We start from the raw sequence: 13,075 nt of genomic DNA, 5'->3' as shown, positions 1-13,075 counted from the left end.
CCCATTCACTGCCTTGCGCCTGCCTGCGCGAGGGCGGTACCGGCTTGCCTGGAGTTTCCGGGAGCGCCGTCGGGCAGTGCCGAGGATTACCACAATGAACACGCCACAAGCAGATCACATTCAGGCCGATTACACCGCAGACGTGGTGGTCATCGGCGCCGGCCCGGTCGGGCTGGCAATTGCCAACTACCTGGGCCAGGCCGGGGTGCAGGTACTGCAGATCGAGAAGCTCGACCAGTTGATCGACTACCCGCGCGCCATCGGCATCGACGACGAGTCGCTGCGCACCGTGCAGGCCATCGGCCTGGTCGAGCAGGTGCTGCCGCACACCACACCGTGGCACGCTATGCGCTTTCTGACCCCCAAGGGCCGTTGCTTCGCCGATATCCAGCCGATGACCGACGAGTTCGGCTGGTCGCGGCGCAACGCCTTCATCCAGCCGCAGGTCGATGCTGTGCTGTATCGGGGCCTGGGGCGCTTTGCCAACGTACGTACGCTGTTCTCGCGCGACGTGGTGGAGTTCCAGCAGGACGAGCACGGCGTAAGCCTGCGCATGAACGGCCCCGAGGGCCGCCTGGAGAGCGTGCGCGCCCGTTACCTGGTGGCCTGCGATGGCGGCAACAGCCTGATCCGCCGTACCCTGGATATCTCCTTCGAAGGCAAGACCGCGCCCAACCAGTGGATCGTGATCGACATCGCCAACGACCCGCTGGGCACGCCGAACGTGTACCTGTGTTGCGACCCGGTGCGGCCCTATGTGTCTGCCGCATTGCCCCACGGCGTGCGCCGCTTCGAGTTCATGGTGATGCCGGGCGAGACCGAAGCCGAGCTGAGCAAACCCGAAAACCTGCGCAAGCTGCTGGGCAAGGTGCTGCCCGACCCGGAGCGGGTCGAGCTGATCCGCAAGCGCGTGTACACCCACAACGCCCGCCTGGCCGGCCGGTTCCGGGTCAAGCGGGTGCTGCTGGCCGGCGATGCTGCGCACATCATGCCGGTGTGGCAGGGCCAGGGTTACAACAGCGGCATGCGCGACGCCAGCAACCTCGGCTGGAAGCTGGCGCTGGTGGCCAAAGGCCTGGCCGGCGAAGCGCTGCTCGACACCTACGAGCAGGAGCGTCGCGACCATGCCAAGGCGATGATCGACCTGTCAGTGTTGGCCGGCCATGTGCTGGCGCCGCCGAAACGCTGGCAAGGCACCTTGCGTGACGGTGTCTCCTGGGCGTTGAACTACCTGCCGGCGGTCAAACGCTACTTCCTCGAAATGCGTTTCAAACCCATGCCGCAGTACGCCAAAGGTGCATTGGTAGATGGCCAGGGCGGCAAGGCCAGCCCGGTCGGGCGCATGTTCATCCAGCCCAAGGTGGTGACCGAAACAGGTGAAACCCGCCTGCTCGATGATGTGATCGGCAGCAACTTTGCCTTTATCGCCTGGGGCAACGACCCGCAGTGGGGCTTGAGCGCCGCGCAGGTTGAAGCCTGGCGAGCACTGGGGGCCTGCTTTATCCAGGTGCTGCCGGAAGTACAACTAAAGGCCGGGCGCGAAGTACCGGACGGGGTGATCCGCGTGGGCGACTGCACTGGCCGCCTCAAGGACTGGTTCGGCCGCTACCCGGTGTCCATCGCGCTGCTGCGCCCGGACCGTTTCGTCGGTGCCGTGGCCATTCCTCAAACCATCGGCCAGGCCAGTGACGCACTGCTGCAAGCGTTGGCTGCCCAGCCCCAGGCAACCCAGCAGGCGCCACTGGCGTCCAGGGTGGCCTGAGATGAGCGCTTATCTGCACTGCCTCTCGCATACCCCCTTGGTGGGCTATGTCGACCCACCGCAAGCCGTACTGGCGGAGGTAGACGAGGTGATCGGCGCCGCGCGTGCGCGCATCGCCGCCTTCGACCCAGAGCTGGTGTTCCTGTTTGCACCGGACCACTACAACGGCTTTTTCTATGACGTGATGCCGGCGTTCTGCATCGGCATGGGCGCCACTGCCATTGGCGACTTCAACAGCGCCGCTGGCCCGCTCGACGTGCCCCGCGGTATCGCCGAAGCCTGCGCCAGCGCGGTGCTGGCAGCGGGGGTGGACGCTGCCGTGTCGTACCGCATGCAGGTCGACCATGGCTTTGCCCAGCCGCTGGAGCTGCTGCTCGGCGGCCTGGCCGCCAAGCCGGTTATTCCGGTGTTCATCAACAGCGTGGCGGTGCCGCTGCCAGGCTTCGACCGCGCCCGCCTGCTCGGTGAAGCCATTGGCCGCTTCGCCCGTGCCAGCGGCAAGCGGGTGCTGTTCCTCGGCTCCGGCGGCCTGTCGCACCAGCCGCCAGTGCCGGAGCTGGCACAGGTCGATGCACGCATGGCCGACCGCCTGATGGGCAGTGGGCGCGACCTGCCGGCCAACGAGCGGCAGGCACGGCAACAGCGGGTAATCAGTGCCGCCGAAGGCTTTGTGCGCGACCAGCACACCCTGCACCCGCTCAACCCGGGCTGGGACAACCACTTTCTCGACCTGCTGGAGCAACGCCGCTACGGCGAGCTCGATGGCATGGCCAACGCCGAGCTGTCAGCGCTGGCGGGCAAGTCGACCCACGAGGTCAAGGCCTGGGTGGCGGCGTTTGCCGCGCTCGGGGCGTTTGGTGCTTACCAGGCCAGCGCGCGTTACTACCGGCCAATCCCTGAATGGATCGCCGGCTTTGGCTCGCTCAGCGCCCAATCCCTTACTTGATGAACGGAGAACAACCCTCATGAGCCATACCCCGCTCAACGAAGCCGACAGCAGCCGTTTCGCCCGCATCCGCGAAGGCGAACTGGACCTGCAACTGCACTACAACGACCTTGGCGCAGGCGCCGAAACCGTGGTCATGCTGCATGGCTCCGGGCCCGGCGCCAGTGGCTGGGCCAACTTCAGCCGCAACCTCGAACCGCTGCTGGCTGCCGGCTACCGTGTAGTGCTGATGGACTGCCCAGGCTGGAGCAAGAGCGACCCGATCGTCTGCCGTGGTTCGCGCTCCGACCTCAATGCCACCGCGCTCAAGGGCCTGCTCGACGTGCTGGGGCTGGAGCGTGTGCACATTCTCGGCAACTCCATGGGCGGCCACAGTGCCGTGGCCTTTGCCCTTAACCACCCCGAGCGGGTCGGCAAGCTGGTGCTGATGGGGGGCGGCACCGGTGGTGCGAGCCCGTTCGTGCCCATGCCTACCGAGGGCATCAAGTTGCTCAATGGCCTGTACCGCGAGCCGACCATCGACAACCTGAAGAAGATGATGAACGTCTTCGTCTACGACCCCAGCGACCTCACCGAGGAGCTGTTCCAGACCCGCTTGGCCAATATGCTCAGCCGTCGTGACCACCTGGACAATTTCGTTGCCAGCCTGGCTGCCAACCCGCGCCAGTTCCCCGACTTCAGCCCGCGCCTGCACGAAATTCGCGCCCGCAGCCTGATCGTCTGGGGCCGCAACGACCGCTTCGTGCCGATGGACGCCGGCCTGCGCCTGCTGGCCGGTATCCCCGATGCGGCCTTGCATGTGTTCAACAACTGCGGCCACTGGGCCCAGTGGGAACACGCCGACACCTTCAACCGCCTGGTGCTGGACTTCCTCCAGCATTGATTCGAGGTAGCGATCATGACCATCGATACACAAACCCTTGAGCGCCTGGCCGCCGACCTGCGCCGCGCTCAACAGCAGGGCGAGGCCATTGCGCCGTTGCGCGAAGCCATCGGCGCGGAAAACGCCGCCGCGGCCTACACCATCCAGCGCCTGAACGTTGCTCACGGCCTGGCCGCTGGCCGGCGCCTGGTGGGTCGCAAGATCGGCCTGACCAACCCCAAGGTGCAGGCCCAGCTGGGCGTAGACCAGCCTGACTTCGGTAGCCTGTTCGCCGACATGTGCTACGGCGACAACGAAAGCGTGCCCTTTGCCAGCGTGATGCAGCCAAAGATCGAGGCCGAAATCGCCCTGGTACTGGCCCATGACCTGCCCAGTGCACAAACCACCTTCGCCGATGTGCTGGCGGCCACGGGGTATGTGCTGCCCGCGCTGGAAATCGTCGGCAGCCGTATTCAGGGCTGGAACATCCGCTTCGCCGACACCGTGGCCGACAACGCTTCCAGCGGCTGCTTCGTGCTCGGCGGCCCGGCCCGCCGGCTGCACGACCTCGACTTGCGTGGTGCGGCCATGCGCATGACCCGCAATGGTGAACTGGCTTCCAGTGGCAGTGGCGCCGAGTGCCTGGGCCACCCGCTCAATGCAGCGGTATGGCTGGCCCGCACCATGGCCCGCCTGGGCGAACCGCTGCGCGCCGGCGACATCATCCTCACCGGTGCCCTCGGGCCAATGGTGGCGGTGGCGCCGGGTGACCATTTCGAAGCCGAGATCGACGGCCTGGGCCGTGTCGGCGTGACCTTCAGCGGCGAATGACGGAGAGCCCCATGAGCCACAAACGTAAAGTCGCCATCATCGGTTCCGGCAACATCGGCACCGACCTGATGATCAAGATAATGCGCAACGCCCAACACCTGGAAATGGCGGCGATGGTCGGCATCGACCCGGCCTCCGATGGCCTGGCCCGCGCTGCCCGGCTGGGCGTGGCCACCACCCACGAAGGGGTAGAAGGGCTGACGCGCCTGCCGGCATTCAGCGATATCGATTTCGTTTTCGATGCCACCAGCGCTGGCGCCCACGTGAAGAACGACGCGCTGTTACGCAGGCACAAGGCAGACCTGCGGGTGATCGACCTGACCCCGGCGGCCATCGGCCCGTACTGCGTGCCAGTGGTGAACCTGGAGCAGCACCTGCAGGCGCCGAACGTGAACATGGTCACCTGTGGTGGCCAGGCGACCATCCCGATGGTTGCGGCGGTGTCGCGGGTGGCCAAGGTGCACTATGCCGAGATCGTTGCTTCGATCGCCTCGAAGTCCGCCGGGCCCGGCACGCGCGCCAACATCGACGAGTTCACCGAAACCACCAGCAAGGCCATCGAAGTGATCGGAGGCGCGGCCAAGGGCAAGGCGATCATCATCATGAACCCAGCCGAGCCGCCACTGATGATGCGCGACACCGTGTACGTGCTCAGCGAGGCCGCCGACCAGCAGCAGGTGGCGGCCAGCATCGAGGAAATGGCCGCCGCCGTGCAGGCCTACGTGCCGGGCTACCGCCTGAAGCAACGGGTGCAGTTCGAGGTGATCCCGCCTGAAGCCCCCTTGAACATCCCGGGCCACGGCCGCTTCAGTGGGTTGAAAACCTCGGTGTTCCTTGAAGTCGAAGGCGCCGCCCATTACCTGCCGGCCTATGCCGGCAACCTCGACATCATGACTTCTGCTGCGCTGGCCACCGCCGAGCGCATGGCACTGGCGATGGGAGCCCCGGCATGAACGGCAAACAACTGTATATCTCCGACGTGACCCTGCGCGATGGCATGCATGCCATCCGCCATCAGTACTCACTGGATGACGTGCGCGCCATTGCCAGCGCCCTGGACCGGGCCAAGGTGGACTCCATCGAAGTGGCCCATGGCGATGGCCTGCAGGGCTCCAGTTTCAATTACGGCTTCGGTGCCCACACCGACCTCGAATGGATCGAAGCAGCCGCCGACGCGGTCAGCCACGCCAAGATCGCCACGCTGCTGCTGCCAGGGATCGGCACCCTCCATGACTTGAAGAACGCCTACAACGCCGGTGCCCGCATCGTCCGCGTCGCCACCCACTGTACCGAGGCCGACGTGTCGCGCCAGCACATCGAATATGCCCGCGAGCTGGGCATGGACACGGTTGGCTTCCTGATGATGAGCCATATGCAAACCCCGGAAGGCCTGGCCGGGCAGGCCAAGCTGATGGAGGGCTACGGCGCCACCTGCATCTATGTGGTGGACTCGGGTGGGGCGATGAACATGGATGACATCCGTGCGCGCTTCCGTGCGGTCAAGGCGGTGCTCGACCCGGCGACCCACACCGGCATCCATGCGCACCACAACCTCAGCCTTGGCGTAGCCAACTCCATCGCCGCGGTGGAGGAGGGTTGCGACCGTATCGACGCCAGTCTCGCCGGCATGGGCGCGGGGGCAGGAAACGCGCCGCTGGAGGTGTTCATCGCCGCTGCCGACAAGCTCGGCTGGCAGCACGGCACCGACCTGTATGCGCTGATGGATGCCGCCGACGACCTGGTGCGCCCGCTGCAGGACCGCCCTGTACGGGTGGACCGCGAAACCTTGGCACTGGGCTACGCCGGGGTGTACTCCAGTTTCCTGCGGCATGCCGAAGTGGCGGCAGCGCGGTACGGCATCAAGGCGGTGGACATCCTGGTGGAGCTGGGCAAGCGGCGCATGGTCGGCGGCCAGGAAGACATGATCGTCGACGTCGCCCTGGACCTGCTCAAGCGCTGAAAGGCCACTAGCTGAACGATTGACGCGTTCATGTGTGGGAGCGGCCTTGTGTCGCGAAAGGGCTGCGAAGCAGCCCCAGGGTCTCAGCGCAAATGCACGAATTGCTGGGGCTGCTGCGCAGCCCTTTCGCGACACAAGGCCGCTCCCACAAGGGCCAGCGCAAGCCTAGGAATGGCCAGCGATTGGGGCGCAATGCGCCCCCTCGGTAAACGACCCACTACAAAAACAATACGGGTGACCCCATGACAATTTCTGCAAGTAACCCGCCTCGCGCAGCCATTACCATCGGCTTGTGCTTTCTTGTCGCCTTGCTTGAAGGCCTCGACCTGCAAGCCGCCGGCATCGCCGCGCCGGGCATGGCCGTTGCCTTCAGCCTGGGCAAGCTGCAAATGGGCTGGGTGTTCAGTGCCGGCATTATCGGCCTGCTGCCAGGTGCGCTGGTCGGCGGCTGGCTGGCCGACCGCATAGGCCGCAAGCGTGTACTGATCGGCTCGGTAGCATTGTTCGGCCTGTTTTCTCTGGCCACTGCCCATGCCTGGAGCCTGCCCAGCCTGTTGCTGGCGCGCCTGTTCACAGGTGTAGGCCTGGGCGCGGCACTGCCCAACCTGATCGCCCTCTGCTCCGAAGCGGCAGGCCAGCGCCTGCGCGGCAGCGCGGTCAGCCTGATGTACTGTGGTGTGCCGTTGGGCGCCGCGTTGGCGGCAGGGATCGGCATTGCCGGCTATACCGCCGACTGGCAGCGGGTATTCCAGGTTGGTGGCGCCGGGCCACTGCTGATCCTGCCGCTTCTGGCGCGGTACCTGCCCGAATCGAAGCAGTTCCGTGCCACGCTGCAGGCCGATGGTGCAGCGAACCTGCGCCGTGAACTGTTCGGCCAGGGCGCTACCTGGCTGTTGTGGCTCAGCTATTTCTTTACCCTGATGGTGGTGTACATCCTGATCAACTGGCTGCCAAGCCTGCTGGTCGCTCAGGGTTTCAGCGGGCGCGATGCCAGCTGGGTAATGTTGGCCCTGCAGATGGGCGCAGCGATCGGCACCCTGGCCCTGGGCCAACTGCTCGATCGCTTGCCTGCCTGGGCTACGGCGGCTCTGGTGTACCTGGGTATCCTCGCCGCCCTGGCGGGCCTGGGGCTGGCCAACGAGCTGCGCACGATGCTGCTGGCCGGCTTTGCCGCAGGCTTTTTCGCCACCGGTGGGCAGGGCGTGTTGTATGCCCTGGCGCCGTATTTCTACCCCGTGCAGGTGCGTGCCACCGGGGTGGGCGCTGCCGTCGCGGTGGGGCGCCTGGGGGCCATGAGCGGGCCGCTGGTGGCGGGGCAGATGCTGGCCCTTGGCGCTGGTTCAGCCGGCGTGCTGCTGGCCTCGGCCCCAGGGGTTGTGATTGCCGCCCTGGCGTTGTTCCGCCTGATCGGTCGCCGCCCGCTTTAGCCCCGAACGCTGTTCGACCTTGCCTGCTCCCTGCTGCGCCTGCGGCAGGGCTTCGTACAACTACAAGAAAGTGAAGACCTCATGCACAAGGCTCCCCACACCTGCCTGGCCCTGGCCGTTTCGCTGTTGTGCAGCGCCCGCGCTGGCGCTGCCGGCCTCATCGACGACAGTCATGCCGAGCTGGTGCTGCGCAACTACTACTTCGACCGCAACTACCTGGGCCAGACAACGCAAGCTGCCGCCCGTGAATGGGCACAGGGCTTCATCCTCAATGTCAGCTCCGGCTTCAGCCAGGGGCCGGTCGGCTTCGGCCTGGACGCCAAGGGCATGCTCGGGGTGAAGCTGGATTCCTCGCCCGACCGTGCCGGCACCGGCCTGCTGCCGTTCGGCCGCAGCACGCGCGAGCCCGCCGACAACTATTCCGAGCTGGGCCTGACCGGCAAGATGCGTATTTCACACACCGAACTGCAGGGCGGCACAATCAGTACCTTTTTGCCCATTTCCTTCGCCAGCCCTACGCGCCTGCTGCCACAGACCTTTCGCGGTGCCTATCTGCGTTCCAGCGATATCGAGCGCTTGAGCTTGCATGCCGGCTGGCTGGACCGCATCAACCTGCGCGACTCGACCGACTACCAGAAGATGAGCATCGGCTCGCCCAACGGGCGCTTCAACGGCGCCGCCACCTCTGACCGCTTCACCTTCCTGGGAGGGGACTACGCCTGGTCCGATGCCTTGACCCTGCGCTACTACCATGCCGAACTGGACCAGTTGTACCGCAAGGATTACTTCGGTTTCGTTGACGAGCGCGGTCTTGGCAGCGGCCGCCTGAAAAGCGATTTTCGCCTGTTCGTTGCCGCTGAGGATGGCGCAGCCAAGGCCGGCAAGGTCGACAACCGTAACACGGCCTTGATGCTGAGCTACGCCTGGGCCAGCCATAGCCTTGGCGTAGGTTACATGCGCCTGGATGGTGATACCGCGATGCCTTACCTGTACGGCACCGAGCCGCTGGTAATTACCGAGGGCACGCTGAGCTCAGAGTTTCTCAACCCCAAGGAGCGCAGCTGGCAGGTGAAGTTCGACCAGGACTTTGCCCCGTTCGGTGTGCCGGGGCTCAAGGGCATGCTGCGTTATGTGCGTGGTGACAACATCGAGCTGGCGAGGTTTGGCGGGGCAGGGCTGAGTGAAAGCGAGAAGGATGTGGAGCTTTCCTACACCGTGCAGCAGGGAACGTTCAAAGGCGTGGCGCTGCGCTTGCGCCATGCCTGGTATCGCAATGATTTCGTGGCGGGGGCGACCCACCGTGATGACAACGAACTACGGGTTAACCTGGACTACACCGTCAGGCTTTGGTGAGCCAAGTGGCAGTACCGGCCTTTTCGCGGGCCAGCCCGCTCCCACAGGCATATCAATGTACCTTTAGGAGCGGGCGTGCCCGCGAAGAGGCCGGACCTGCAAAAAACAGGTCAGCGCCGCGCCGACAACTGCTGCGGCGCCAGAAATGCATCATGGAAGTAATTGCGCACTGCCTGCATCGCCGGGCTGAACGCCCGCTCCCGGTGCCAGGCCAGTCCCACGCTCATCGGTGTCACCGGGTCGCTGATGGTTACCGTCTCGATGCGCTTGCCCTCCAGCGACCAGGGCCGGTGCACCAGGTCCGAGAGGATCGCCACGCCACTGCCATTGGCGACCATGCTGCGCACGGCCTCCACCGAACTGGTCCGCACCCTTACGCTTGGGCGTTGCCCGGCCTGTTGCCAATAGCGCATGGCACTTTGCTCGGCCTCGTCCACGGTCAGCAGGATGAACGGCTCGCAGGCCACATCGGCCAGGCTCACTGCCGAGCGCTCGCACAACGGATGATGCCCGGGCAGCCACAGCCGGCGCTCGGAGTTGAACAGGGTTTCCGAGACGATGTCCGGATGGGTGAGGTTGGCGGTGAGCACCACCGCCATGTCGAAGCGCCCCTCCAGCAAGCCTTGCTCGATGGCGCTGCGCTCCTGCTCGTACAGCTCCAGGGTCACGTCCGGGTGCCAGTGCTCCAGCCGCTGCAGGTGATGCGGCAGGAAGTAGCCGATCACCGTATAGCTTGCCGCCAAGCGCAGCAGGCCGCTGGCGCGTACGTCCGGTAGCGGGCTGTTCAAGGCATCGTCGACGCTGCGCAGGATCACATAGGCGCGGTTCAGAAAGTGCCGCCCGGCCTCGGTCAGGCTCATGCCCTGGGCCGAACGCTGGAACAGCAATACGCCGAGCATTGCCTCCAGCTCCTTGATTGCCGTAGTTACCGCCGACTGGGAGATGTTCAGGTGGATCGCCGCTTGGGAAATCTGGCCGATTTCGGCGGTGGCAACAAAGTAGCGGACCTGGCGCAGGGTCAATGACACGGTAGGCTCCCTGGGTATCTGATTTTCCGAAGATACCCTATCTGTTTATAGATCTTCCCAAGGGGGTGCGGAGAATCTAACGTGGCTTGCATGCAGTCACAAGCGCCAGGAGATGCAGGCATGCAAGCAGTGGATTTCAATTCGGACATGGGTGAGGGCTTTGGCCCGTGGACCATTGGTGACGGCGTCGACAACGAGCTGATGGGCTTTATCAGCAGCGCTAACATTGCAACTGGCTTCCATGCCGGCGACCCCGGCACCATGCGCCGAACTGTCGAGCGGGCCAAGGCCCTGGGCGTTGCGGTGGGGGCGCACCCGGGCTTCCGTGACCTGGTCGGCTTTGGCCGCCGGCACATCAACGCCCCGGCCCAGGAGCTGGTCGACGACATGCTCTACCAATTGGGCGCGCTGCGCGAAATTGCCCGTGCCCAAGGCGTGCGTTTGCAGCACATCAAACCGCACGGGGCGCTGTACATGCACCTGGCGCGTGACGAACAAGCCGCCCGGCTGTTGGTAGAAAACCTGCGGGTGATCGAGCCAGAGCTGCTGCTGTACTGCATGCCGGGCTCGGTGATCTGCGGCATTGCCCAGCAGCTCGGCCAGCCGGTGGTTCGCGAGTTCTATGCCGACCGTGAGTACGACCTGAGCGGGTCGATCGTGTTCACTCGCAATGTGCGTGGCTACGAACCCAAGGCGGTCGCCGAGCGTGTGCTGCGGGCTTGCCAGCAAGGCGTGGTGCGTACAATCGAGGGCCAGGACCTAGCCATCGAATTCGATTCCATCTGCCTGCACAGTGACACCCCGGGCGCGCTCGCGCTGGTCGAGGCAACGCGCAAGGCGCTGGACGCTGCCGGTATCGTGGTGCGTACGCCGCGCTGAGTTCGTGAGGCAGCCGGCACGCACAAGCCGGAGCCCGTGCATTTTGTTTTCGCCTGCCTTTCTATAAAGATTCCAAGAAAAGGAACAGTCATGGCCGAATCGCTTGCTACAACCCCGATCCGCTACAGTTTCGGCGCCGACGAGCACCTGTTTGCCGAAGTCAGCGACAGCATGTCGCTGGAAGCTTTCTTCAAGGGCATGGCCGTCACCCGTGCGGTGGAGCGGCTGGCACTGGATGGCGTGCTGGATGTGTGCCTGGCCAACGCCTCGTTCCAGATCCGTTTCGACCCCGACCGCATCGCCCCCGAAGCACTGCTCGAAGCCGTGCGCGGTGCCGAAGCGCAGGCGGTGGCTGAGCGCTCGCTGCACACGCGGATCATCGAGATCCCGGTGCTGTACAACGACCCCTGGACGCACGAAACCTTGATGCGTTTTCGCGACCGCCACCAGGACCCGGGCAGCACCGACCTGGAGTATGCCGCGCGTATCAACGGCCTGGCCGATGTCGAAGCGTTCATCGCCGCACACAGCGGCGCGCCGTGGTTCGTTTCCATGGTCGGTTTCGTTGCCGGCTTGCCGTTCATGTTCCAGATGGTCGAGCGCGAGCGACAACTGCAGGTGCCGAAATACCTGCGCCCGCGTACCGACACGCCCAAGCTCACTTTGGGCCATGGCGGCTGCTTCGGCTGCATCTACTCGGTGCGCGGTGCTGGCGGCTACCAGATGTTCGGCGTTACCCCGGCACCGATCTACGACCCGCAGCAAACCTTGAATTACCTAAAGGAACACATGGTGTTCTTCCGCCCGGGAGACATTGTGCAGTTCAAGCCGATCGACCGCCGTGCCTACGACCAGGCGGTGGCAGATGTGGAGGAGGGCCGCTTCGACCTGCGCATTCGCCCGGTGGAGTTTTCTCTGGATGCCTTCCTCGCCGACCCGGTTGGCTACCCGAAATCGTTGCAGGAGGTGCTGGCATGATCAAGGTACTCAAACCAGGCCTGGCAACTTCTGTGCAGGACCTTGGCCGCGAAGGCTACTACCACCTGGGTATTCCGCCGTCCGGTGCGCTCGACCAGTATGCGCTGAGCGCCGCCAACCACCTGGTGGGCAACCCGGCTGGCGCCGCAGGCCTGGAGTGTGCGCTGGTGGGGCCGGAGCTGGAGTTCCTGCAGGATGCGTTGGTGGCGGTGTGCGGCGCACAGATGCCAGCGTTGCTCGATGGCTGTGAGCAACGCCCGGACACGGCATTTGCCGTACGCGCCGGGCAGGTACTGCGCTTCGGTTTTCCCACGGCGGGTGCCCGTGCCTACTTGGCGGTGGCAGGCGGCATCGATGTACCTGAGGTGCTGGGTAGCCGTTCCACCTACGCCTTGGGTGCCTTGGGAGGCTTCCATGGGCGCAAGCTGATGGTGGGCGACTTGCTGCCGGTCGGCATGCCCAGCGGCAAGACCCGCGCCGGTGCAAGCCTGCCCATGGCCCTGCGCCAGGCCCTGGGTGGCGAGGTGGTGTTGCGGGTGGTGCCGGGGCTGTACTTCCACCGCCTGACTGAAGCTGCGGCGCAAAGCTTTTTCACCGAGGCATGGACAGTCGGCTCCGAAGCGGACCGTATTGGCTATCGCTACAAGGGCGGCAGTGCCTTGAGCTTCAAGCCGCGGGAGCAACCGTTCGGTGCCGGGTCGGACCCGTCGAACATCGTCGACAGCTGCTACCCGATCGGCTCGATCCAGGTGCCGGCGGGGCTGGAGCCGATCATCCTGCACCGCGATGCAGTGTCGGGCGGCGGTTACGCCATGATCGGCACGGTGATCAGTGCCGACCTCGACTTGATCGGCCAGATGCAGCCCAACCAGCAGGCGCGGTTCCTGTCGGTAAGCCTGGAACAGGCACTGGAAGCGCGGCGCTCGTACAAGAAGAAGCTCGGCTGCCTGGCCAGGCTCTTCACCTGACCTGCAGGCGTTGTGGGAGCGGCCTTGTGTCGCGAAAGGGCTGCACAGCAGCCCCAGGGCCTTGGCATCACTGCATAGATT

12 protein-coding genes are annotated in these 13,075 nt (G+C 65.1%); 11 read left to right on the top strand and 1 reads right to left on the bottom strand.

Annotation, left to right across the window (positions count from 1 at the left end; all coding sequences use genetic code 11):
- The first annotated feature begins 94 nt into the window (after nt 1-94).
- From ABE456_RS20630 to ABE456_RS20595, 8 genes are all read left to right on the top strand, one after another.
- Entirely contained in the window at nt 95-1,762 is a 1,668-nt protein-coding gene (locus ABE456_RS20630; RefSeq protein WP_346645571.1) for a bifunctional 3-(3-hydroxy-phenyl)propionate/3-hydroxycinnamic acid hydroxylase, read from the top strand.
- Nucleotide 1,763: 1 nt separating this feature from the next.
- The gene (gene mhpB / locus ABE456_RS20625; protein WP_346645570.1) at nt 1,764-2,708 is read left to right on the top strand and encodes a 3-carboxyethylcatechol 2,3-dioxygenase; all 945 of its coding nucleotides are present in this window, start codon (nt 1,764-1,766) and stop codon (nt 2,706-2,708) included.
- Between the two features lie 19 nt (nt 2,709-2,727).
- The gene (locus ABE456_RS20620; RefSeq protein WP_346645569.1) at nt 2,728-3,591 is read left to right on the top strand and encodes an alpha/beta fold hydrolase; all 864 of its coding nucleotides are present in this window, start codon (nt 2,728-2,730) and stop codon (nt 3,589-3,591) included.
- Nucleotides 3,592-3,606: 15 nt separating this feature from the next.
- The gene (gene mhpD, locus ABE456_RS20615; RefSeq protein ID WP_346645568.1) at nt 3,607-4,401 is read left to right on the top strand and encodes a 2-keto-4-pentenoate hydratase; all 795 of its coding nucleotides are present in this window, start codon (nt 3,607-3,609) and stop codon (nt 4,399-4,401) included.
- 11 nt (nt 4,402-4,412) lie between these two features.
- Nucleotides 4,413-5,354 carry an acetaldehyde dehydrogenase (acetylating) gene (locus ABE456_RS20610; RefSeq protein ID WP_346645567.1) on the top strand — a complete coding sequence of 314 codons (942 nt, stop codon included), beginning with the start codon at nt 4,413-4,415 and terminating at the stop codon, nt 5,352-5,354.
- Entirely contained in the window at nt 5,351-6,361 is a 1,011-nt protein-coding gene (gene mhpE / locus ABE456_RS20605) for a 4-hydroxy-2-oxovalerate aldolase (RefSeq protein WP_346645566.1), read from the top strand. Before ABE456_RS20610 ends, mhpE begins: the two co-directional genes overlap by 4 nt.
- 242 nt (nt 6,362-6,603) lie before the next feature.
- Complete coding sequence (gene mhpT, locus ABE456_RS20600; RefSeq protein WP_346645565.1) at nt 6,604-7,788, top strand: 3-(3-hydroxy-phenyl)propionate transporter MhpT; 1,185 nt, start codon at nt 6,604-6,606, stop codon at nt 7,786-7,788.
- A gap of 81 nt (nt 7,789-7,869) precedes the next feature.
- Entirely contained in the window at nt 7,870-9,141 is a 1,272-nt protein-coding gene (locus ABE456_RS20595; RefSeq protein WP_346645564.1) for an OprD family porin, read from the top strand.
- Between the two features lie 110 nt (nt 9,142-9,251).
- Here the strand turns inward: ABE456_RS20595 and ABE456_RS20590 are convergent, their stop codons facing one another.
- Nucleotides 9,252-10,169, bottom strand: a complete 918-nt coding sequence (locus ABE456_RS20590) for a LysR family transcriptional regulator (protein WP_346645563.1) — start codon at nt 10,167-10,169, stop codon at nt 9,252-9,254.
- Nucleotides 10,170-10,289: 120 nt separating this feature from the next.
- On the opposite strand from ABE456_RS20590, the gene ABE456_RS20585 reads away from it, so the two are divergent.
- From ABE456_RS20585 to ABE456_RS20575, 3 genes are all read left to right on the top strand, one after another.
- On the top strand, nt 10,290-11,048 hold the full coding sequence (locus ABE456_RS20585; protein ID WP_346645562.1) for a 5-oxoprolinase subunit PxpA: 759 nt from the start codon (nt 10,290-10,292) through the stop codon (nt 11,046-11,048).
- 90 nt (nt 11,049-11,138) lie between these two features.
- Complete coding sequence (locus ABE456_RS20580) at nt 11,139-12,026, top strand: allophanate hydrolase subunit 1 (protein ID WP_346645561.1); 888 nt, start codon at nt 11,139-11,141, stop codon at nt 12,024-12,026.
- Entirely contained in the window at nt 12,023-12,994 is a 972-nt protein-coding gene (locus ABE456_RS20575; RefSeq protein WP_346645560.1) for a biotin-dependent carboxyltransferase family protein, read from the top strand. Before ABE456_RS20580 ends, ABE456_RS20575 begins: the two co-directional genes overlap by 4 nt.
- Nucleotides 12,995-13,075: the final 81 nt, after the last annotated feature.

This window comes from Pseudomonas sp. TWI929, from assembly GCF_039673335.1.
GTDB lineage: Bacteria > Pseudomonadota > Gammaproteobacteria > Pseudomonadales > Pseudomonadaceae > Aquipseudomonas.
This window is presented reverse-complemented; position numbering and strand designations above follow the sequence as displayed.

Bases quoted from the DNA above. Each gene is read 5' to 3' on its own strand.
- ABE456_RS20630 (WP_346645571.1), top strand. From the start codon at position 95: ATGAACACGCCACAAGCAGATCACATTCAGGCCGATTACACCGCAGAC.
- mhpB (WP_346645570.1), top strand. From the start codon at position 1,764: ATGAGCGCTTATCTGCACTGCCTCTCGCATACCCCCTTGGTGGGCTAT.
- ABE456_RS20620 (WP_346645569.1), top strand. From the start codon at position 2,728: ATGAGCCATACCCCGCTCAACGAAGCCGACAGCAGCCGTTTCGCCCGC.
- mhpD (WP_346645568.1), top strand. From the start codon at position 3,607: ATGACCATCGATACACAAACCCTTGAGCGCCTGGCCGCCGACCTGCGC.
- ABE456_RS20610 (WP_346645567.1), top strand. From the start codon at position 4,413: ATGAGCCACAAACGTAAAGTCGCCATCATCGGTTCCGGCAACATCGGC.
- mhpE (WP_346645566.1), top strand. From the start codon at position 5,351: ATGAACGGCAAACAACTGTATATCTCCGACGTGACCCTGCGCGATGGC.
- mhpT (WP_346645565.1), top strand. From the start codon at position 6,604: ATGACAATTTCTGCAAGTAACCCGCCTCGCGCAGCCATTACCATCGGC.
- ABE456_RS20595 (WP_346645564.1), top strand. From the start codon at position 7,870: ATGCACAAGGCTCCCCACACCTGCCTGGCCCTGGCCGTTTCGCTGTTG.
- ABE456_RS20585 (WP_346645562.1), top strand. From the start codon at position 10,290: ATGCAAGCAGTGGATTTCAATTCGGACATGGGTGAGGGCTTTGGCCCG.
- ABE456_RS20580 (WP_346645561.1), top strand. From the start codon at position 11,139: ATGGCCGAATCGCTTGCTACAACCCCGATCCGCTACAGTTTCGGCGCC.
- ABE456_RS20575 (WP_346645560.1), top strand. From the start codon at position 12,023: ATGATCAAGGTACTCAAACCAGGCCTGGCAACTTCTGTGCAGGACCTT.